At 27.7% G+C, this 22,448-nt stretch carries 20 protein-coding genes; 15 read left to right on the forward strand and 5 right to left on the reverse strand.

The features are described 5' to 3' along the window. Positions 1–226: 226 nt before the first annotated feature. The 5 genes from Q0984_RS02585 to Q0984_RS02605 all read left to right on the forward strand — a co-directional run bounded on the left by Q0984_RS02585 (position 227) and on the right by Q0984_RS02605 (position 2,529). On the forward strand, positions 227–463 hold the full coding sequence (locus Q0984_RS02585; protein WP_299523122.1) for a hypothetical protein: 237 nt from the start codon (positions 227–229) through the stop codon (positions 461–463). 6 nt (positions 464–469) lie between these two features. Continuing rightward, positions 470–1,096 (forward strand): hypothetical protein, encoded by a 627-nt coding sequence (locus Q0984_RS02590; RefSeq protein ID WP_299523125.1) that lies wholly within the window; start codon positions 470–472, stop codon positions 1,094–1,096. 66 nt (positions 1,097–1,162) lie between these two features. After that, entirely contained in the window at positions 1,163–1,987 is an 825-nt protein-coding gene (locus Q0984_RS02595; RefSeq protein ID WP_299523128.1) for a hypothetical protein, read from the forward strand. 20 nt (positions 1,988–2,007) lie between these two features. Continuing rightward, a complete protein-coding gene (locus Q0984_RS02600; RefSeq protein ID WP_299523131.1) occupies positions 2,008–2,274 on the forward strand; it encodes a hypothetical protein in 267 nt (88 codons plus the stop codon). Positions 2,275–2,298: 24 nt separating this feature from the next. Next, positions 2,299–2,529, forward strand: a complete 231-nt coding sequence (locus Q0984_RS02605) for a hypothetical protein (RefSeq protein WP_299523134.1) — start codon at positions 2,299–2,301, stop codon at positions 2,527–2,529. Here the strand turns inward: Q0984_RS02605 and Q0984_RS02610 are convergent. Further along, positions 2,513–2,722 carry a hypothetical protein gene (locus Q0984_RS02610; RefSeq protein WP_299523137.1) on the reverse strand — a complete coding sequence of 70 codons (210 nt, stop codon included), beginning with the start codon at positions 2,720–2,722 and terminating at the stop codon, positions 2,513–2,515. The genes Q0984_RS02605 and Q0984_RS02610 overlap by 17 nt on opposite strands. A 429-nt stretch (positions 2,723–3,151) precedes the next feature. On the opposite strand from Q0984_RS02610, the gene Q0984_RS02615 reads away from it, so the two are divergent. The 6 genes from Q0984_RS02615 to Q0984_RS02640 all read left to right on the forward strand — a co-directional run bounded on the left by Q0984_RS02615 (position 3,152) and on the right by Q0984_RS02640 (position 11,376). Beyond that, positions 3,152–3,706, forward strand: coding sequence for a hypothetical protein (locus Q0984_RS02615; protein WP_299523140.1), 555 nt, complete (start codon positions 3,152–3,154; stop codon positions 3,704–3,706). 154 nt (positions 3,707–3,860) lie between these two features. Beyond that, a complete protein-coding gene (locus Q0984_RS02620; protein WP_299523143.1) occupies positions 3,861–4,613 on the forward strand; it encodes a geranylgeranylglyceryl/heptaprenylglyceryl phosphate synthase in 753 nt (250 codons plus the stop codon). Between the two features lie 60 nt (positions 4,614–4,673). Then, complete coding sequence (locus tag Q0984_RS02625; RefSeq protein ID WP_299523145.1) at positions 4,674–5,732, forward strand: DNA double-strand break repair nuclease NurA; 1,059 nt, start codon at positions 4,674–4,676, stop codon at positions 5,730–5,732. 17 nt (positions 5,733–5,749) lie between these two features. After that, complete coding sequence (locus Q0984_RS02630; RefSeq protein WP_299523148.1) at positions 5,750–7,261, forward strand: ATP-binding protein; 1,512 nt, start codon at positions 5,750–5,752, stop codon at positions 7,259–7,261. 141 nt (positions 7,262–7,402) lie between these two features. After that, positions 7,403–8,626 carry a DNA repair exonuclease gene (locus tag Q0984_RS02635; RefSeq protein WP_299523151.1) on the forward strand — a complete coding sequence of 408 codons (1,224 nt, stop codon included), beginning with the start codon at positions 7,403–7,405 and terminating at the stop codon, positions 8,624–8,626. Further along, positions 8,623–11,376, forward strand: coding sequence for an SMC family ATPase (locus tag Q0984_RS02640; protein WP_299523154.1), 2,754 nt, complete (start codon positions 8,623–8,625; stop codon positions 11,374–11,376). The genes Q0984_RS02635 and Q0984_RS02640 overlap by 4 nt, the downstream gene beginning before the upstream one ends. 41 nt (positions 11,377–11,417) lie before the next feature. On the opposite strand, the gene Q0984_RS02645 is transcribed toward Q0984_RS02640, so the two are convergent. Then, on the reverse strand, positions 11,418–11,819 hold the full coding sequence (locus Q0984_RS02645; RefSeq protein ID WP_299523157.1) for a nuclease: 402 nt from the start codon (positions 11,817–11,819) through the stop codon (positions 11,418–11,420). A 100-nt stretch (positions 11,820–11,919) separates the two neighbouring features. Between Q0984_RS02645 and Q0984_RS02650 the strand changes: the two genes are divergently transcribed. The 3 genes from Q0984_RS02650 (at position 11,920) to Q0984_RS02660 (ending at position 15,176) form a co-directional block, all read left to right on the forward strand. Then, positions 11,920–13,200, forward strand: coding sequence for a Mur ligase family protein (locus Q0984_RS02650; protein WP_299523160.1), 1,281 nt, complete (start codon positions 11,920–11,922; stop codon positions 13,198–13,200). Between the two features lie 87 nt (positions 13,201–13,287). Continuing rightward, a complete protein-coding gene (locus Q0984_RS02655; RefSeq protein ID WP_299523163.1) occupies positions 13,288–14,472 on the forward strand; it encodes a hypothetical protein in 1,185 nt (394 codons plus the stop codon). 44 nt (positions 14,473–14,516) lie between these two features. Then, on the forward strand, positions 14,517–15,176 hold the full coding sequence (locus Q0984_RS02660; protein ID WP_299523166.1) for an NTP transferase domain-containing protein: 660 nt from the start codon (positions 14,517–14,519) through the stop codon (positions 15,174–15,176). On the opposite strand, the gene Q0984_RS02665 is transcribed toward Q0984_RS02660, so the two are convergent. Genes Q0984_RS02665 through Q0984_RS02675 form a run of 3 tightly spaced genes read right to left on the reverse strand, consistent with a single transcriptional unit; the run spans position 15,162 to position 19,566 of the window. Continuing rightward, positions 15,162–15,836 carry a DUF169 domain-containing protein gene (locus tag Q0984_RS02665; protein WP_299523169.1) on the reverse strand — a complete coding sequence of 225 codons (675 nt, stop codon included), beginning with the start codon at positions 15,834–15,836 and terminating at the stop codon, positions 15,162–15,164. The two genes, Q0984_RS02660 and Q0984_RS02665, sit on opposite strands and share 15 nt — an antisense overlap. Positions 15,837–15,862: 26 nt before the next feature. After that, positions 15,863–17,089 (reverse strand): PD-(D/E)XK nuclease family protein, encoded by a 1,227-nt coding sequence (locus tag Q0984_RS02670; RefSeq protein WP_299523171.1) that lies wholly within the window; start codon positions 17,087–17,089, stop codon positions 15,863–15,865. Positions 17,090–17,106: 17 nt separating this feature from the next. Next, a complete protein-coding gene (locus tag Q0984_RS02675) occupies positions 17,107–19,566 on the reverse strand; it encodes an ATP-dependent helicase (protein ID WP_299523174.1) in 2,460 nt (819 codons plus the stop codon). Positions 19,567–19,719: 153 nt separating this feature from the next. On the opposite strand from Q0984_RS02675, the gene Q0984_RS02680 reads away from it, so the two are divergent. Next, entirely contained in the window at positions 19,720–22,323 is a 2,604-nt protein-coding gene (locus tag Q0984_RS02680) for a DEAD/DEAH box helicase (RefSeq protein ID WP_299523177.1), read from the forward strand. The last annotated feature ends 125 nt before the right edge of the window (positions 22,324–22,448 follow it).

A 22,448-nucleotide genomic window follows, 5' to 3' on the forward strand; every position in this document is an offset into this window, starting at 1 on the left:
TTTAGACTATCAAATGCAAAATTGGACCGAAAAACACATAAAAATCAAATAAGCCTATAAAATTTTACAGACTCTTTGAAAATTAAAAAGACATAATTATATTAGTCTATATTTTAATATTTTTTTTTTCATTTTGTAGTGAATCATTTTAATAATACTTTTGAAAAATGCTTTTAATAAGGTGTTGGGTAGGTGTGGGTTTAAAGAGGTTTTTGAGTATAATCATATGGATTTGGAGAACAAGTTGACTCGTGCTCAAATAGAAGATATTCAGTTGAAGAATGGTGTTAAGTCTATTAATGAGGTTCGTAATGATTATGGTTTGAATCCTGTGGATTGGGGTGATTTGCCTTTAAATCAAGATTTATTAATGTCACCAAACAATGCTACCTATAATAATATGGTGGAGTTTAAAAGTCTTGAAAAAGCATTAACAATGGAAAGACTAAGAAAGGAGTACTAGATAATTATGGTTTCTAGTGAAAGGATTAAGACTAACCGTATGCTTCTTTCAAATTCTGGTTTATGGAATGAATTCCACATAAACAAAACCCGAGATTCCCAGGAAACTCAAAAATACTATAACCTCATTAGTAATCTGTTGGACCAGCAATTATCAGCTTCCAGAAAATGGTTATCCTCAAGAGAAGCACGAACATACTACATAGGTGAAGTAGAATATACAAGGGAAATATTCCAGGCATTAGATGATGAATGGGAGGATATATTAAACCAGCATTATGATAGTGTTGAGGAATTAATAGAACAAATCTACAATACTGGAAAACAAAAAGGATACAGGGATATTCAAGAACGATTAACATTCACCAACACCGACAAGAAGGCATTAGACTTCCTAAGACAATATAACTTTCACTTAATAAGAAAATTAAGTAATGACTTACGAGCTAATGTTAAAAACACCATCACACAAGGGGTAATTGAAGGTGAAAATCCTTACAGTTTAGCTAATAAAATAGTGGGTTTAGGAGTAAAACCATTGGAAGGTAGTACTTTAAGTGCTAAGCAAAGGGCTGTGATGATAGCTAAAACAGAGGTTAGCAGAGCACAAAACACAGGTATACTACAATCTTAGGTTAATGAGGGTTACACTGAAGTTACTATATTAACTGCTGAAGATGGTGATGTTTGTCGTTTATGTTTGGAAAATGCTTATCAATTTAATGCGGAGGATAGTAAGGTTTATCGTGAGGATTTGAAGGATAATGTGCATCGTATAAGTGATTTGGATGAAGATAGTATGTTGCCTTTGCATCCTAATTGCCGTTGCACTTATTTGAGCGTGTGGGACAGTAAAACTGGAGGTGATGTTGAGCCTGAAGTAATCAACTTAACACCATTGAATGAATTGTCAGCTACCAATAATTTAAATACCAGTTACACCAAATATACACCTAACGATAAACTCGGTTTACCTAATGCCGACACATATACTATTGAAGTCAAAGAATTAACTGATAAAGAATTATTCCTTGACAAGTTAAAGAAAGCAGCCGCATCACAACCTGCAGATAAATCATGGAGAGTAGACATTCCTGACGATATTTCATTCTTTGATAACTGTAGAATGTTCATCACCAAGAATGGTAGTACAATAGCTATCCGTGATGATGGAGATATTATAAGTGTATGTGCAAATAACTCCAGCAATATAAAAGACCGTAGTAGTTCTTTATTAAAATTTGCTACAACAAAAGGTGGGACCAAATTAGATAGTTTTGATGGTAATTATGGTTTTTATCGTCATTGTGGTTTCGAACCAGTAACTCATGTTGAGTTTAATGAAGAATATGCTCCGCCAGGATGGATAAAACAAAGAGATAATGATGAACATGTAATATTTTTCAAATATACTGGTAATCAAAGCAAATATGATACTAAAGATGACTTTTATGATAATGTTCCTCCAGTAACTGGCGATGATGGTTATGATAAAGCTTATACAATCAGAGATAACAAACAATAAAAAATAGGAGTATGATATTAATGAAGTCTGAAAATGATAAAGAATCTAAATATCCAATGACTTATGAAGAATTTGAAAAAAGAGTCAGTAAATTATTTTTAGATGGGGCGGATTCTCAATCTGATTTAGAATTTAGACAATATATTCTAAACGAAGAAGTAGGTGATCTTATAGAATGTGAATATAAAAATGCTTGTTCTAATTATGTTAATCCTAACTATCATTCTAATCAATTTACTGATGAAGGTTTACTCAGACAACCAGTCCGCATACTCGAAATGATTTAAAATAAAAAAAGAGATGATATTTATATGAATAAAGAAGAGAAGTATCCTCAAATACAATTACATCCCAACGGAGACTACCACTTATTCATAGAACCAGGAGTAGAACTCCAATTCCATGATGTTAAAAGTATTGAGGATTACATAAAAAACAAAAATATTACCATTAAACCAATGTATGAACCATCATACCAGTTTACTAAAGTAAAGAATAGATTTCCACAACATCCTAAAAAGGATTTTAAATATCGTCAATAAGACAATCATTTATTTCTTTTTTAAACTCAATCAATCTGATTAAATTAGACATTGCTTTTTCTGTAGATTCATTAAGAGTATCTTCATGTTGTTCTAGTTTTCTAATTTGAAAATTAATCACATAATTTAATATTTCATCAAGGGATTTATTAGTTACATCGAACTTGTGAATTTCTTCTGAAATTTTATTCACCTCCTTTTAATTTATATTTATATGTATGTTATTTTCAATAATCTATATTATTTAGTTCTAATTGTCTACGGTGATTATTGAAGAAGAAAAAATAAGTTTTTTTCTTCTAATTTTATAATCAATTATTTATTAATTATTATTAAATACCATAAAAAAAGGACTATAAATATTGGAGGATAAGCAATGCAATATAAACAATTCATTGCTTTTTAGGATTTTTGTTCAAACTGCAGAGTACTGTAATAGGGTTTATACAATGCAATTAAACCATTATTGCATTAAATCATTTTTTTTCCTATAATTCTCCTTTAGTCTTTTTTTTATATATGCTAATATTTTTTTAAAGTTTTTTATCTCACTTTTTCTTTTAGACCTATAATTTCTAATTTTTTTTTATAATAAATACTAAAGAAGGAGATTTATACCAAAATGCACAATAATGACAGTTTTCGAGTCTATGTTCCACTCACCAAAAACAACCAACAAAAATACACACTAAATGATGATGGAACATTAGATATAATTGGAATAGCAAGTACAACAAGTCAAGACTTGCAAAAAGACATTATGTTACCATCAGCCATAGATTCCATGAAAAAACAATTATTAACCAGTAATAAAAATCTTCATGGAGACCATAAGTATGGTTTATTCACAGGATTACTTGGCAGTATTAATAAAGTATTGGATTCTGATGATGATACTTTGAAAATAGGTGCTACAATACTTTCTAAATATGCTCCAGATATTAAAGAGATGTTGGATATTGGAGTTAACCTTGGTTTGAGTATTGGTGGTGCGCCTACTGAGTATGATCGTAATAGTGATGGTGGTTGGAATGTTAAAAATGCAAGATTAGATGAAATCAGTTTAACCAGTATGCCTGCAAACATGGATACTTTAGGCACAGTTACTACTGCTAAAGGAGTAGTAGAAGGAACATGCTTCGCAGGAGTATGTAAATATGTTGTATATTTTATTTAATAAAACATTTTAATGAATCTCTGATATTAAATTTAAAATATCTTATACTAGAGAAAAGAACAATGAATAGTAGAATTGATTGGTGTATTTAATCATTAATTTAATATAATATTATTTACACAAATAGTTTTAATAAGTATATTATGGGATTTTTATGGAAATGGTCGAAGAACATATTAAAGGTATATTAAAAAATAGAAAAATTCATTTTACTTTAATTGATCCTGATGAGCAAACACCTCAAGAAGCTTTACAAATAGCTGAAGAAGCTATTCGTGGGGGTACTGATGGAATCATGATTGGTGGATCAACTGTTAATAATGATGAAGTTGATGAAACTTGTAAAATATTATCTGAAAATATAGATGTTCCAATTATTTTATTCCCTGGAAATATTAATAGTGTAAGTAAATATGCTGATGCAATATTTTTCATGAGTTATTTAAATTCTACTAATCCTTATTGGATTTATGGAGCTCAAGCATTAGCAGCACCTATTGTAAAACAAGCAGATATTGAAGTTTTACCAATGGGGTACATGGTTGTTCAACCTGGTGGAACTGTTGGGTGGGTTGGAGATGCTAAATTAGTGCCTAGGAATAAACCAAAAATACCTGCAGCTTATGCAATGTCTGCTGAACTTTTAGGAATGAGGTTTTTTTATATTGAAGCAGGTTCAGGAGCAGATAAACCAATTCCACCAGAAATGGTGGCATATACTAAAAAAGCCACTGAAAACATGGTAATTATTGTAGGTGGAGGTATTCGTAATGGTGAATCTGCATATGCTGCAGCTAAAGCTGGTGGAGACATAATTGTCACAGGAACTATTGTAGAAGAAACTAATGATGTTAAAGGTAAAATTGAAGAGATTACAGCAGCTATTAGAAAAGCTTCAATAGAGTAGTTTGCTGATGCTCTTACTTAATTTTTTTATTATTTTACTAACTTATTTTTATTTGAGATTATGTTAAATTCATTGTATATTAAAGCAGCTAGTAAAAGGGGTTCTATTAAGGAAGCCATACCTGAACTTGAAGGGGATTCTGTTGTATTTAATAATTGGGATGATAAAACAATTATAAGTAGTGATGATGAATTTTCAATAGGTGCGGGTGATGGAAGTTTTAATAAAAAGAAGTTTTTAGGATTTAATTTTTACGCAGTATCTGCCGAGTCATTGATTTTTGATGGGCAACTTAAACGTGTTGAACAAAGTGATATAGATAAATTTCCATATTTGTCATATTTAGATGAATTTTTAAGTAATTACATGTCTATTTTTGAGCTTAAATGTTGTTTAAGTTCTCTTGAAGAGTATAATGTGGATTATTATTTGGTTGATGGATCAATTTATGGAGATTTACAAAATCCATTTCCAAAAGGGGTTGAAACATCTGCTAAAGATAAAAAAAATTTAATTTCTGCTACATTAAATGATTTTGAAGATATGGTTAAGAATGCAGGTGATAAAAGTATTTCTTCTCCAAAATTGTTTGATAGATATTTTAGGATTTATGAGGAACAAAAATATCCATATACTTTATATTTAACAACTATTGAAAAATTAGTTGTTTTAAAAGAGATTTTAAAAAATCCTAAAAAGATGATAGCTATTTCTAAAAGTTCTTCTAATAATGATATATTCCATACTAATGTTCCAGATATAGCTATTTTTGATAAATATACAAGTAAACAAGGTATTTCAAAAATAATTCGTAAAAAAGTATCTGTAGATATTAACACAACTTTTCCAGTTTATGATGAATTTTTTAAAGAATTAAAATTTACAATTTTTTATTTAAGATTGGCAGATTATAAAAATGTATTGAAAGTAGAGTTGCCTTATGATGCATCTATGATGGAAATTGAAGAAATTGCTAGTAAACTTAAGAAATTTTCAATAAATGGTTATCCATATTTACTTAAAAAAGCACACAATGATGTAGTTATTTCTGATAATAATATTAGAGAACTTATAAATATTGCTAAAGTCCGTGAAAAATCAGGTAGAGAAATGTTATAAATTAAAGGTGTGATATTATGATTATAGGGAGATGTATAGGGGAAATCTCATTATTGGAATTGGATTTTATTTCTAATTGTGTACCTAATGTTGGAGAATATGTTTCCATTGAATATGATGGAAAAAATGTTTTAGGTATGATTGAGGATTTAGTTAGAGGTAATGTGGCGTTAAATAGTGAAATATATGATGTAGATGATATTAAAACTATAACTGATGTAAGTGGGGATGATTTATACATTAAAGGAAAAATTCGTTTGCTTGGAGATGTAAATGATAATTTGAAGTTGCCAAGGATTCCAGCACCTCCTGGAACACCTATATTTAAAGCTGATGATAAAATTCTAAAAAAAGTATTTAATTTAAAAAATCCTTTAAAATTGGGAACATTAGTTAATCAAAATGATATTGAAGTTAATGTAGATGTAAATTCTATTATGAATAGACATTTAGCGATTTTAGCTATGACTGGTGCAGGTAAGTCAAATACTGTATCTGTTCTAATTGATGGTTTGTTAAAATACAATGCACCAGTTTTTATTTTTGATATGCATGGAGAGTATGTTGATGCTACTTTTACTAATGGTGAAGTAAATGTTATTGATCCTATAATAAATCCAACATATATGTCTTTTTCAGAAATTAGAAAACTAGCTAAGATAACTGGTTCAGCTCATATTCAAGAAAGATACTTTAGAAAAGCTTTTAATAAAGCAAAAGAGATTATAAGCAGTGGTGGGGCTGGAACTAATGATTTTTTAAAAATTATATTTTCAGTTTTAGAAAGCTGGTATAATGATGAAGGAAAAACATCTAAAGAAAAAAACAGTATTATGGATGTAATGAATAAAGTAGATGACTTGAAGGAAAAATATTCTAATCTTTTTAATACAAATAAAGGAAATATTCTAGGAACAATTCAAATAGGTAAAGCTAATGTATTAAATTTAAGTCAAACAGATGAAGCAACAGCTGAAGTTCTTGTAAGTCATATTATGAGAAATTCTTTACAATATAGAAAAAATGCTGTTCATAAAACAAGTAATAAAACTTTAGATTTTCCAGTATTTTATATTCTTGAAGAAGCACATATTTTAGCTCCAAATAAACGAGATTCTGATTCTAAATTTTGGATTCAAAGAGTAGCTAGGGAAGGACGTAAATTTGGGCTTGGTTTATGTTTAGTAAGTCAATCTCCAAAAACTGTTGATCATGATGCATTATCTCAAATGAATAATATGATTATTTTAAGATTAGTTGAACCAGAAGATCAAAGACATGTACAATCAGCTAGTGAAAGTTTATCTGGAGATTTAGTAAAACAATTACCTTCTTTAAATGTTGGTGAAGCTATTTTAACAGGGCTCATGACAAATGTTCCAACATTAGTTAAAATTGATGAGTTTAAGGGTCGTCGACATGGTGGAGATTTGGATGTTGTATCTATATTAGCTAATTTTAAAGAAGATGAAGCTGAAGAAATTAGAAAACAAGAAGAAGATAGTCTTAATTTAGGTTATGACTATTGATTTTAATTATTTTTTTTATTTTTTATTATTTTTCTAATGCTACCATACTATTAAATATGGTATTAGTCATATAATTAAGTGTTAAATACTTTAATTTTAGAGTGTTTATTGGTTATATCAAAATTTTAAAAAGGTAATATAATGAAATTTGCACATTTGGCAGATACTCATTTAGGTTATAGACAATTCGGCTTACTTGAGCGGGAAAAAGACTTTTATGAAGTATTTGATAAAATTATAAATAAAATAATTGAAGAAAAAGTTGATTTTGTAATACATAGTGGAGATTTATTTGACTCTGCAAGACCATCACCAAGTGCTCTTTTAGCTTTTCAAAAAGGATTACTTAAGTTGAAAGGTGCTGGGATACAAATGTATGCTATTGCTGGAAATCATGATATTGTAAATCGTAATGGAGCTATACCTCCCCAAGTTTTATTTAAAAAATTTGGTTTGAAGGTAATAAGCCCAATTAATACTAATTATTTGCATGATGATGTTTTTATTGCAGGTTTACCATTTTATCCAGCTTCTCAAGGTAAAAATCTTAAAAATAAATTAGAAGAGTTGTCTAAAAAAGCAGAAAATCATGAAGAATCTATTCTTGTTTTACATCAGGGAATTGATAAATATTTTAATTTATCATATGAATTAGAAATAGGAGATCTTCCAGATAATTTTGATTATTATGCATTAGGTCATATTCATAATTATATCTGTGATGATTTCGGTAAAGGAAAATTAGTTTATCCAGGATCTAGTGAAACTTGGAATGTTAATGAATTAGTGGATTTTAAGAAAAATGGAAAAGGTTTTGTTATAGTTGATTTAGACGGACCAAAAGTTGATGTTAAAAGAATTAAAATGGATACTCCTCGTGAATTCATTGTAAAAACTATTGATTATAGAAATTTAGGTGCTGAAATTGATGCTATTAAAAACACAATAAAAGATTTTGATAAAAAACCTATTTTAAATTTAAAAATTAATAATATTGATTCAAGTGCTGGAGAAATATATGAATTTATTAACAGGGAACTTGGTGACTTAGCATTAATGATTAGGCCTACATTTAATGTACTTGATAGGGAAGTAGATGTTAATGCAATTATTGATGATGAAAATGCATTAGGTCCTAAAGAACTTTTAATTGATGAATTAAAAGAATATGATAATGAAAATATTAATAATTTAGCTATTGAATTATATGATTTACTTTCAAAAAATAAAATTGAAGATTCTGAAGATTTAATTTCCCAATTTTTCAGTGAGAATTATGGTATTGATTATGAAAAGGATGATGAAGAAATTACTGAAAGTAAACCTAAAGATGATCAAGTAAGATTTAGTGGGGCTACTCAATGATTTTTACAAAATTAACATTAAATAATTTTAAATCCTATGATCATGAGGTTATTAGATTTGGTGATGGGATTACAGTTATTGTAGGGGAAAATGGTGCTGGAAAATCTACTATTTTAGAAGCTATTAGTTTCGCATTATTTAAACAACATACTGCTAAAAAAATTGATGATTTAGTAAGAAATGGTAGTGATGAAAACATGTATGTTGCATTAGAATTTATTTCTAATGGTAAAGAATACAAAATTCATCGTGAGAAAACTAAATCTGGTTTAAAATCAACATTTCTCAAAAAAACTACTTCAAAAGGCCAATTTATTCCTTCATGTGCTGGTGATAAAGAAGTAGCTAATGAAATTCAATCTATTTTAGATATTGATTCAGACTTATTTTTAAATGCAATTTATATAAGGCAAGGTGAAATTGCAGAGTTAGTTGATAAAACTGCATCTGAGAAAAAACAATTAATTGGAAAATTATTAGGATTGGATTCTTTGGAAAAGGCTTGGAAAAATTTACAACCAATTATAAGTGATTATGAAAAGTCTCAAGCTGAACTTAAAGGAAAATTGTTTTCATCTGAAGAGTTAAAAGAGGAATATAATCATAAAAAAGCATTGTTAGATAGTCTTAAAGAAAAAGGATTATCTTTAGAAAAGCATATTGAAGAAGTTAAAGGGATGAAAGCAGAAAAACATACTGAAAAAACAAATATGGAACGAGAAAAAGAAATATTTGATAACTTCAATAATAATTTAGATGCTGAGAAAAAAAGGTTAGAATCTCTTGAAAATGATAAGAGGACTCTTCAAGATAATTTAGATGAAATAAGAAAAGCAGAAGAACAAATTATAAGATTAGAGAAATTTGTTAAAAAATTACCTTTATATTTAGACTTTGAGAAATCTGTTACAAGTATTCAACAATTAGAATTGGATAAACATAAAATTGAAGAAGATTTAAATTCAATTGCAACTCAAGAAGAACTTTTAGCATCTAAAAAAGAAGGTTATAATAGTTTCTTAGCAGCTGATGAAAAAATTGAAAAGCTTAATAATCAAAAACTTAATCTTGAAAAAGAATTAGCTACTCTTGCTCAACTTGAAAAAGATAAAAAAGAACTCCTTAAATCTATTGAGGGAAATAGGAATGAAATTGAATCTTTTTTCTCTGTAACAAAAGATAAATTATATGATAATGGTTTATCTCAGGATATTTTATCTGATGTGGATAATTTTAATCAATTAGAAGAAGTTACAAATAATTTTAGTGAAGAAGTTTCAAATAAAGTTAAAGATTTAAGTACTGAAATTATTTCTAAAAATGAGGCTATTGTTAAATTTAATCAGACAATTGAAGGTGCACAAAAGCCATTAGATGAATTAAAAGATGTTGAAAACAAATGTCCTGTTTGTCAATCTGATATTGGTCCTCAAAAGAAAAATGAGTTAATTGATTATTATAATGAAGAAATTGAATCCAATAAAAATGCTATTGTAGAAACTAATGAAAATATACGTCTTTTAAATAAAAATAGGGATAGTTTTGAAGAAAAATATAATAAACTTCAAATATTGTCTAAAGATATTATTGGTTATAAAAATAAATTTGATAATTTGGAAAAAGATTTAGTTAAACTTAATGAGATTGATGATGGATTGGAATCTAAAGAATATACTAATAATAAGTTAGGTGAACTTATATTGGAAATATCTGAAGAAAAATCTAATCGTGAAAATTATAAAGAATCTTATGATGCATATATTAAGTCTAAAGGGGCTTTGGATGTTTTAAGTAGTAAAACAGAACTTCAATATAAATTAAATCAAATTAATAATGAAATTGATGTTCATGTTAAAAATATTAAATTGGCTATTGATCAAGATCCTCATTTAAATAGTGATATGAGTACTAATGATCTTCAATCAAGAATTAATGAATTAAAACAAAAAGAAGAAGAATATAATCAACTTAAAGGTTTTGTTCAAAATAAAAAAGCTTTGGAAGGTCAATTAACTTCTAAAAAAGAAGATATTAGTGTTTCATTTAATCAAATTGAGATATTGAAAAATAAAATAGCTGCTTCTGTTTATGATAAAGAAAAATATGAGAAATTAATTTATCTTTATGAAGTTTATGAAAGAAGATATGATGAGTTTACAAATGAACTTTCAGGAATTAAAGGTAGAGCTAAAGAATTAATAGCTAATGTTAATGATTTAACAGAGAAAATATTATCTAATTACAAATTCCAACAAGAATATAAAAATACATCTGAGTATATAAATCTATTAAACCATATTAGAACTTTATACTCTAAAAATGGTATTCAAAAAGAGTTAAGAAACCGTTCAAGACCTGTAATTCAGAAGTATACTAAAGATTTCTTTGATGAATTTAATTTTAATTATTCTGATTTGATATTGGATGAAGATTATAATGTAACAGTATTTGGTCCTGAAGGTGAATCTTCAATGAGTATGGTTAGTGGTGGTGAAAAAATAGCTATTGCACTAGCTTTAAGACTTGGTATAACTCAAGCTATGGCGAAAGGTGATTTGGATACTATTCTTTTAGATGAGCCTACTATACATTTAGATAGTTTCAGAAGACATGAGTTAATTAATTTATTAAAGGATATGACTGTTTTACCGCAGATGATTATTGTAACTCATGAAAGTCAACTTGAAAATGCTGCAGATAATTTGGTTAAAGTAGAAAAAGAAAATGGTATTTCAAAAGTAACTAATTAAATATTTAGGTGATAATTATTTTGAGGATAGTTCGTAGAATTTTAGATTCTACCTATTTCCTCAGCATTTTTTATTGCATCGATAATACAATTTGCATTCCATCCTACAATTGTGGATGCTTCTTTTTCTAAGTTTTCTGGAACTTCTTCAAGTCCATGTGGCCTTACAAGAACTATAGGTATATTATATGTTTTGCTTGCTTTAATCAAATCATTAAAAGTTTCTTTATTATGATTATATAAACCTGCAAGTAAAATTATTACATTTATTTTTTCAAAAAATTCTTTATTTGCTGTTGAATAAGATCCTGAAATTGATTCTTTCCATAAGAAGTCATTTTTTGAGTATATTTGCTCTACAAATTTCATATATTCTTTATTTTTATCATATCCATTACTGATAATAAGACGATATATTTTATTATCCTTTTCATCTTCAAACATTATTTTCACCTTTTAAATGACTTATGAATGTTATAATATTTATACTTGAATAACAATAATTTATACTGTTATATAGTATAGAGATGAAAGGTATTTTTTTATGAAAGCAGCAGTTATAGGTTTAGGTGTAGAAGGAAAAAAAGCAGTTAATTCTCTGTTAAATCATGGTTGGGAAGTTTATGCTACAGATTTAAATAGTAATGTTGATTTGTCTGATTTGGATTTACCAACGATTTCAATGAATTTAGTTAGTGGTGATGAAACAATTTCTATTGTTTCTGATAACTTAACTGTTGATTTGGGATTTTCAAATTCTCATGCAATTGATGATTGTGATGCAATAGCAATTAGTCCTAGTATGTATGGAGGTGCTTTTGCAGATAAATTACTTGAAAATGGTAGACTTTTAAGTAATGTTGTAACTAAACATAAAGATATATTTACTATTGGAATTACTGGAACTAATGGGAAAACTACATCTGTTCATATGTTAAAAAGTATTTTAGAAAATGCAGGTAAAAAAGTTTTAGTTGGTGGAAATGGTGGTGGAGGCTTTTCAGGTTATTATGATTTAATTTTAGAAGCAGCACAAGATGATTATGATATTTTACTTGTTGAAGTTTGTGATATGACACTTGATTTTTGTAATTATTGCTTTGATTTTGACATGGTGGGGTTGACTAATATTGGTAATGATCATATGAATGTTCATAAAACTGTAGCTAATTATAAAAACACTTTAGTAAGGTTTTTTGAAGATAAAACTGTTTTTACAGCTTTTAATCAAGATTTTAATGCAGATTTTAAAGAAGTAGCTAATAAATATATTCCTTTTTTTGAATATGATGGCAAGTTACAAGTTTTTGGTAAATTTAATGCATTAAATGCAGGTCTTGCTAGTGCAATAGCTACTGAATTGAAAATATCTAAAGAAATTATTTCTAAATCTTTAACTGAGTTTAAAGCAGTTGAAGGTCGAATGGATGTTTATAAAATTAATAATGCATCTATTTTTGTTGGTAAAACTGATAACTCTGATGCTTTAAATTCTGTTTTAAATGAAAATGACTTTTATGCTTTATTTATAGGAACTCCTAGGGCTAATGAGGAACATAGATTAAGTATTTTAGATGAAGCAGTTAAATATAATCCTGAAGTTATAGTATTATTCCCTGGGTTAGATGATACTATTGACATGGCATTATATAGATTAAACAGTAAGGGTTATGAAGGTAGGATTGAGGTAGCTAATTCTTTAGATGAAATAATTGCTCTTGTTGCCGAATTTTCTCATGAAGATGCTATTTTCATTGGTGGTAATGGTCAGGAAGCTATTATTGGAATTCAAGAAAGGATAAGGTTGTTATCTGAAAATCTTTAGTTTGTATCCATTAGAATAAAAATATATAAATAGGATTTTAATTAAACATATTATTGTTATATTATTGTTATTGAAGGTGTTAAATAAATGACTTATAAATGGAGAAGTACATCTATTAAAATAATATTGGCATTATTCTTTATTTCGTTACTTCTATTTGCATTTTCCTTTGTAAATCATGCTAATTATACTGGTGAATCTATTGCAAAAGAGTATAATTTACCTATTGGTCAGTCTATGTTTGAAGGAGATTCAATTTTGGGCGAAAATGAATCCGTTCAAGTACCGTTATTAGGTAATGTGCCTTTTATTGCTCATCAAATTAGTAGTCTTGATTTAAGTGGAATTTTGTTGACTTTAACTACGGGTGTTGTTCCTTTTGATTTTACTACAGTATCTAGTGAAGGGATAGATTCCTATGGTAAGGCTCATGGTTTTGAAGGTCCTGGTTATTTAACTTATGAAGGTAATCAATTAGCTGTTAAGGCTCCACATACTTATGTGTGGGGTTATAGTGCACCATATAAGGTTTTAACTAAAACATCTGATGGGATGGATGTTGTAGAAAATGGTACAGTCATTCAGTCTATTCCTACTTCTGAAATTAAAAACACTGATTTCAAAAGTAAATATTATAATACTACCTCTATTCAAAACTGGTATAATTATGATTCAGATTCATCTAATTTTACATTAGAACGTGGAATTGTTGGATTTTCTGATGGAAGGTCTAATATAAGTGCGGATGATGTGGCAACTATATTTGGTGAAAATGTTTCTGATTATGTGGCAGCATATCCTGATGGCACTCCTATTGTATTATATATGGGTAATGTTACAGAAGAAGATGGTGAAGTTTATTCTACTTCTTTAGGTTCACATCCAGAATATGGTGATAGTGTAAGGGAATATAATGCAAGATCATTTGTAGATGCATGGAATAATACAGTAATTCCTCCAAATTCTTCAGGAAATGGAAAGGCATATATTGATTTTGGTTCTGCTTCTGACAGTAATGCTCCAGGAGGTAGTGCTTCTCATGGTGTATGTCCTCCAGCTAGAGCATTAAGGTCTGCAGTTCTTTCTGATGGTTTTGATTTGCCTGTAGGTATGTGTGGGGATGAAAATGCAGTATTATTTGGATATAATCCTGCAGAGGATATTAAAGTTACAAATCCTCATGATTATCCGGTTAAATTAGTAATGTGGACAGAAGGTTCAGGTCCAAGTATGTTGATTTTTGCAAAGGTAGAACATTTTATTCCTAGTTGAATATAAGTTTCTACTTTTTATATTTACTTTTTTTAGTGTTTAGGATGACAGTTTCAGCTATTATTACTGCAGCAGGTAAAAATTCTCGTATGAGAAATGATCAAATTTCTAGAGGTATTTCTCTAAAAAATAAACTTATTCTTCCATTTCATAATAAAACTGTTATAGAAACAACAATTGATAATACATTATCATCTAATGTAGATGAGTGTATTGTGGTGTTAGGTCATTATAGTGATGAAATAAAGGAAGCTATTTTTGATAATTATAAAGATTCTGTAAAATTTATAGAAAATAATCCTATTGATGTAGGTTTATCTGTGTCTCTTTTAAATGGTTTAAAAAATATCAACTCTGATTTTGCACTTTGTGTAACTGGAGATCAGCCCACGGTATCTGGTGAAACATTTAACAAACTGATTGAAGTTTGTCAGAATTCAGACAACCCAAAAAAAACAATAGCTATTTTAAGACGTAGAAAAATAGGATTATTAGATACTGCTGAAGGATTAGGAATGCCTTTTGTATCTTTTAAAAATAATTTAATAAAATATTTAGAAAATGAAAATGATAATTTAAATCCAATTTTAAGAAAAATATTTAGTGATGGTTATACGTTTTATGGAATAAAAGAAAAAAATGAATTGGAATTAATGAATATTAATCATTATGATGATTATCTGAAATTATTAAATAGCTTTTAAATTTGAAATAACTTCATCTATTTTTTTGCTACTAATTCCAATAGTCATTTCATTATCTTTAATATCTGCTGCTTTTCTAGATCCGTCACAACCTAATGTAAAATTAATTCCACCAGTTATAAATGGATTGGCTAATGCATCACCACAAAGTGATTGTATACCTGCAAAGTTAGGTGTAACTTTCTCTCCAGATGAATAAACAATAGTCTGAGCTAATTTCATTCCTCCAACAGGTTCTGTAATTATGATGATTACGTCTGGTTTAAATATTGCTTCATCTAAAGGTGAATACACAATCCCCCAATATCTATCTTTAATTACTGAAAGTTTTTTAGTCACTGATTTTGCAGTTTTCAAATCTTTAAATCTGCCTAATTCAAAATATTTTTCTCCACTAGCTAATTTAGGAGGCATATCTCTAAGACCAATAGCTCCAGCTCCACCTAAACAAGCTTGTTGTTCAATAGTGCTGTAGAATTTTTCTCCTAATGAAGCTTTTCTAATCATTTCACAATGTCTAATTTTTTCATTTATTAAATTATAACCTTCGGGAAGGTCTTCTTTGCTAGCTAATAATTTAACAGCTACTACTTTGCAAGTTAATTTAACATGCTCTTCAATTATTTTACTGTACTCTTGATTGGTTTTTAAATTACTCATAATATCACTTGTTTAATATATTATATTTAAGGAATGGTAAATTCTTTTGTTTTATTTTTTTTATTTTTACAAAATGTTTTAAAATCACAGGCATCACAGGTTCTTTTATCTGCTTTTGCTTCCCAAGCATCTTGAATTTTACATCCTTTAATTTCTTTAATTAATGAAGATTCAATATTATTCACAACAGCATCAAATTCAGTTAAAGCATTATCAATTTCATTATTGTCAATATTGATTATTCGAATTGATCTTGCAGTTTTAAACTCTGAACTTAATTCTGGAACTTTTGAATCTTCATCCCAATTTTCAATTAATTCTATATCCTTTTTAAACTCACCTTCTTTTGGAATATCTGTTAAATTATCATGTATATCTTGTTGAATAACGATTAAATCTTCTTTTGAAGGAACTAGTTCATTTAAATAAAATATAATTCCTGCTACAATAGGTTTTGCATCAGCTTGTTGTTTTCTAAGCCAAGCATAGGTTAAAATTTGCCATTTATGACGTATCCATGTTTCATCATCTTTTCTTTGATTAGATGGTCGTCTCATTCCTTTATAATCAATAATTACTTCATATTCGTCGCTATCAATTTGACTTATATTTTTTTGAAATTCTTCATTATTTTTCAAATATTCAATAATTTTATTTCTATAATTGTCTAATGTTGTTTGATTTGTATTGTTTATTGTTTTATCTATTTTCAATGAACTTAGAACATCAATAACACCATTAATACCATAATAATTAGAACGACTAATATTTTCATCATAATTTGGCATGTTCCTAATTCCTTTAATCAATACTTCTGCAGAATCAATTAATGGGAATAAATGAGGACCCCAATAATTAATAGCACTTTGTGCTCGTGCACTAGCTAATTTTTTATGATCTCTTTCATTAATATCAATATTTTCATTATTGGGATTGTTTGTTGAGAAAAAATGTTCTTTTGGAGGATAAAGTCCTCTTACTTGTAATCTTGCGTCTATCATATTTTCAATAGGTCTAATATCTTTTTTCCAATCCCAAGGGAATGGGGTTTTTTTTAATTCCCATTGCAAATAAGCTTCCTCCATTACACCATGTATAAACTCTCCAAACCATAATTGGATAGGCATAGATGGAGGTAAAGTACCTTTATTTTGATATCTGTATTGTAAGTTACAGGTCAAAAAGGAAAGTAAATCTCCAGTTAAACTGTATTCTGGAATCATGTATGATTTTGATCTTGAAGATAATTTCATTTTTAAGTCACCTTTATTTATATTAAGTAAATTTCATCAAATCCAACTAATTTCTCATCTCTACTCCATCCCAGAGCAACATTTGGGATTTGTTTAAAATCATCTTTAACTTTATAACCTTCAATAGAAGGTAATAATCCAACAAGTAATAAAACATTTTCTGCTCTTGAAAATGCAACAAAATAAAGTCTTGTTAAGTCATCAAATGATCTGTCTTTTTCACTTCTTTCAGATTTACCAAGAGAACTAAAACATCGTATACTATCTTCAATACTTCTGTTTTTAGGTTCCATTTTTGGAAATCTTAAATTTTGTGTATTAACTTGATTCTTTTTGAATTTACTACCTACATCAACAATTACTAGAGGGAATTCTAATCCTTTTGATTGATGAATAGACATAATATTTATTCTATCATCAGGTAATGTTTCAAGGAGGTCTTCATCAATTCCAACACCACCTGTAGCTATAGGTATGAAAATATTCCAAATAGCTTCAAGAATTGACTCTTTTTCTGTTTCTACATTAGTAAATACAATATTTCCAGAATATTTATTGAAAAATCCTGTTTGTTTAATTGACCTAGTAATTGCTTCTAAATAAACAATTCCTTCAACATCATCTTGAAGAACTTCAATCCAAGTAATTAATTTATATGCTAATTCCATTAGACTTGCATTTTCAGGCCATTTTTCACGATTTTTAGGATGACGATTTTGCCAAGATATTACGAATTCACTTAATGATATAGGTTCATTAGGTTCTGGTTTATTTTTAATATAATCTCTTGCTTGAAATCTCCAACGAGTCATATTTCTATCAGCTAATTTTTGAATTTGTTTATCTGATTTTTGAATTAAACCTTGGGGATCAATACACTCTAATATTAATCCACAAAATATTGCAACTTCTTTAACTTCTTGTAAATCTCTTCCTTTTGGATTAAAAACTTCAATAGGTTTTCTAAGCTTTTTAAGATTTTTTCTTAAATAATAATTAAATGTTGGAGTACTTCCTTTCATTTCTTTAGGGGAGTATGATAAAATTGCTATGTCTGATGCAGATCCATAATTCTCATCTAATTTCAAAGTAATTTTATCTAAATTTTTATTATTTTTAATATTTTCTTTTTCATGTTTTTTAATCTCAGTTAATCCATGTTTATGTGTTATTTTAGTATAATAATCCTTGTTTATGATTCTTTTTATTTTTAAAGTTGTTTCACCATTATTTATCAGGTTATTAATTAATTTAGTTAAATCTTTAGCTAATAATTGAGAATTATTTCTAAACATTCCAAGAACTGGTATTTCATCATTATTAAAATCAGGTGCGATAATTTTAGGTTTTTCATTAACTCTAGCTTTTTGATATTCTTTATCTAATTCTACAAAATGATTACAATGGTTAATAATGCTTTCACTAGATCGATAGTTAGTTCTTAAATTAATTTCTTTGACATTGATTCTTAATTTATCATGTGCACGTTGTTTAAAGTTAGTAAATAAATCCACTGTAGCTCCTCTGAATCGATAAAGGGATTGGTCATCATCACCTACAACAGTAATACTCCCATTATTTTTTAAAGCTGATTTAGCTATTGTGAAGTAAATATCTTCTTGAATTAAGTTAGTATCCTGATATTCATCAATTAAAATAATTTTTATATTATCTAAAAAAACATCTAGTTTATGATTTTTAAGTTTGGTTAAGAATTTAAATTCAAGCATTGGGAAATCTATAATATTTCTTTTTTTCAACTCTTTTTCGTAATTTTTTATAGCATTTAAAGCTAAATTACCTCCACTTTTATTAGGAAATTTTTCATAAACTTCATCAAAATTTACTTGGTCATAATACATCCTATTTTTTAAATTTAAAAGAATTTCAGCCATTTTTGAAGGTTCTTCTAACTTTTCTTTAGTTGTAAAACTTTTGAGATATTCTCTTAAATCTTCATTTAAATAATCATTATTTTTAATAAGAACATTTGTCATAGCTGATTTACTAACAAAATCTTCAATTACTAATGGTTGATTTGTTCCAGGTTCTCTATGAACTCGTAATAAATCTTCACCAACACTATCTGTAGTTCCAATATTAATTTTGTTTAAATCTATTTTTTTTTCAATCAAATTTATTAATCTAATTTCTTCATTCATGTCTTCTTCAGTAATATTGTCGATTAGATAATTTTTAATTTGATCTCCCCAACTCAATATCCTGGAATGTAACTCATTTGCAGCTTTTCTAGTAAAAGTAGTTGCTAAAATTTCTTCAGGTGCAATATCATCAACAAAAATATATTTAAGTATTTTAAGTACAATTACAGTTGTTTTTCCAGATCCTGGGCCAGCTACTATGAAAAGAGATTCATTTGAATTAGCTAAAATAGATTTTTTTTGATCTTCATTTGAAGAAATGTCTCTTTTTAAAACATTCACGACAATATCTTCAAATTCTTCATATGTAATCATTGTTGTCCTCATTTTGTCAATTTTTTATTATTTATATACTCTAACTAATATAAAATTATTTTAGTGACCATCTGGTAAGTATAACTACATGATTAATTTAAATATTTAATTATCTATATATTAGTTATAAGAATCACTATTTTTTAAGATATTATGGCTAAATCAACAATTGACATGTTTAAAAATGATGTAAGGTATAGAGATAAAATTGCTCATGTAGAAACTATACCTGCTAGAAAAGCAAGTTATAAAAAATTGGATAAATTAAATCCTAAAATTGTTGATTATTTAGAATCTAAAAACATTAAATTATATGAACATCAAGCAGAGACTTATGAATTTGTTCAAAATAATGAAAATGTAATTATTACCACACCAACAGCTTCTGGTAAAACTTTAGCTTTTAATTTGCCAATTATGGAAACAATGATTGAAAATGATGATGCTACTGCATTGTATATTTATCCAGCAAAAGCTTTATCTAATGATCAATTGCAGGTTTTAGAAAATCTTGAAAAATCTTTAGATATTAAAGTTAATCCCCGCACTTATGATGGAGATACTCCAAAATCTGAACGATATAATGTTCGTCAAAAATCAAGGATTGTTTTAACAAATCCTTATCAATTACACCTTATTTTATCTTGGCATCATCAGTGGAAACGTTTTTACAGTAATTTAAAATTCATTGTTATTGATGAATCTCATTATTATAAAGGTATTTTTGGTTCAAATGTAGCATATCTTATTCGTAGATTAAAAAGAATCGCTAATTTCTATGGATCAAATCCACAGTTTATTTTATCTTCAGCAACTTTAGCAAATCCATTAGAATTAGCTAATAAATTAACTGGTGAACAGTTTAAATTAGTGGATAATGACACTTCTCCTAGTGGTGAGAAAGATTTTATTTTATATAATCCTTTTAGAAATTATAGGAGAAAAAAACATAATAATTCTGAAGCTCCTTCGGTACACATGGAAACAGAAAATATTTTCCTATATTTAATGTTAAAAGATATCCAAACACTTTGTTTTACTGTTTCACGTAAAATAACAGAATTAATAGCTATGTGGGCTAAAAAAGATATGGATAATATTAAAAGAAAATTAACTCATAGGATAGCAGCATATAGGGCAGGTTATCAAGCAGATGAGAGGCGTGAAATTGAAGATGGATTGAAATCACGTAAATATTTGGGAGTTACATGTACAAATGCTTTAGAATTAGGTATTAATATTGGTTCATTAGATGCAGTTATTATTTCAGGTTATCCTGGAACTATGATTTCCACATGGCAACAAAGTGGAAGAGCAGGTAGAAGTAATCAAAAGTCATTAGCTATTTTAATTGCTTTTGAAAATCAGCTTGATCAATATTTTATGAATAATCCTGATTTCTTTTTTGATAAACCTCATGAAAATGTAATAATTGATTTATCAAATCATATTTTACAGGAAGCTCATTTATTGTGTGCAACTAAAGAATTAATTTTAAAAGAAGGAGAAGCTAGCGAATATTTTGATATAAGTGAGGATATGTTAAATAAATTAGTTTCAAATGGTGATTTATTTAAAAATCCTCGTGGAGATTATATTTATCCATATGATGATAATCCAGCAATGTCACATTCTCTTGATCAATTATCTAATGATGAATTTAGAGTTATGAATAATGGTAAACTTTTAGAAATCATGGAACGTTCACAGGTATATAGGGAAGCACATGAAGGAGCTATTTTAATCAATAAAGGTGATACTTATCATGTAGATGGTGTTAATTTAGGTAGGCATTTTGTAAATGTATCTAGAAAAACTGTGGATTATCATACAATGGTTTTAAACAAGGTTAATATTAATATTGAGAAAAAATTAACTAAAACGCAATATGGTAATTTAAAAATTCATTTTGGTGAATTGACTGTTGAAGAAGATTATTATAGATATAAAAAAATGCATTTTTCTAAAGTTATTGGTCAATTTAATTTAGATTTACCTCCATTAAAATTCAGAACTAAAGGATTATGGTTTACTATACCTATTGAAGTTAAAAATAAACTCGAAAACTTATATAAAGATGAAGATGAAGTTTTTGAGGGTGGACTTCATGGTGCGGAGCATGCGTTAATTGGTTTATTCCCACTTCATGTAATGTGTGATAGATTTGATATTGGGGGATTATCTACAAATTATCATGAAGACACTCAAGAAGCCACTATTTTTATTTATGATGCCTATGAAGGTGGAATTGGAATAACTCAAAAAGCAGTTGATGTTTTTGTAAATTTATTAAAATCCACTAGAGATTTACTTAAAAATTGTGATTGTCAAGATGGATGTCCTTCATGTATTTATTCTCCAAAATGTGGAAATGATAATAAACCACTTCATAAAAAAGCAACAGAATATATTTTAAATTATATGTGTGATTTAGTATCACAAAAACAAGAGGAAATATCTATTGATTTAAAAGTTGATGAAGAAAATGAAGTTATGGATTATTCTAATAATATAAAAATTGAAACATTATACGAAGAAGCTTATGATTTATATTCTCAAGGAGATTATTTTAACTCAAAAGAATCTTTAAATGAGCTAGTGGATATTGATGATGAATATGCTGATGCATGGGCTTTATTTGGCAGAATATTATATGAACAAGGTGATAGGAATGGAGCTAAAATGTTTACAAAGCGCGCTTTAAAAATAGACTCTGCCAATGAGAATGCTAATGAATTATGGTTAGAATTAAAATAATTTATTTATTTGTTCGTTTAGTTTATTATAATTTTTCTGAATTAAATGAGAATGCAGTAGGAAACTTTAAATATTTTTAATATTAATATATTAATAATACGATAAGTTGTATTGGTTTTTTAATT

Origin of the sequence: uncultured Methanobrevibacter sp. (genome assembly GCF_934746965.1) — an archaeon.
Classification (GTDB): Archaea; Methanobacteriota; Methanobacteria; order Methanobacteriales; family Methanobacteriaceae; genus Methanocatella.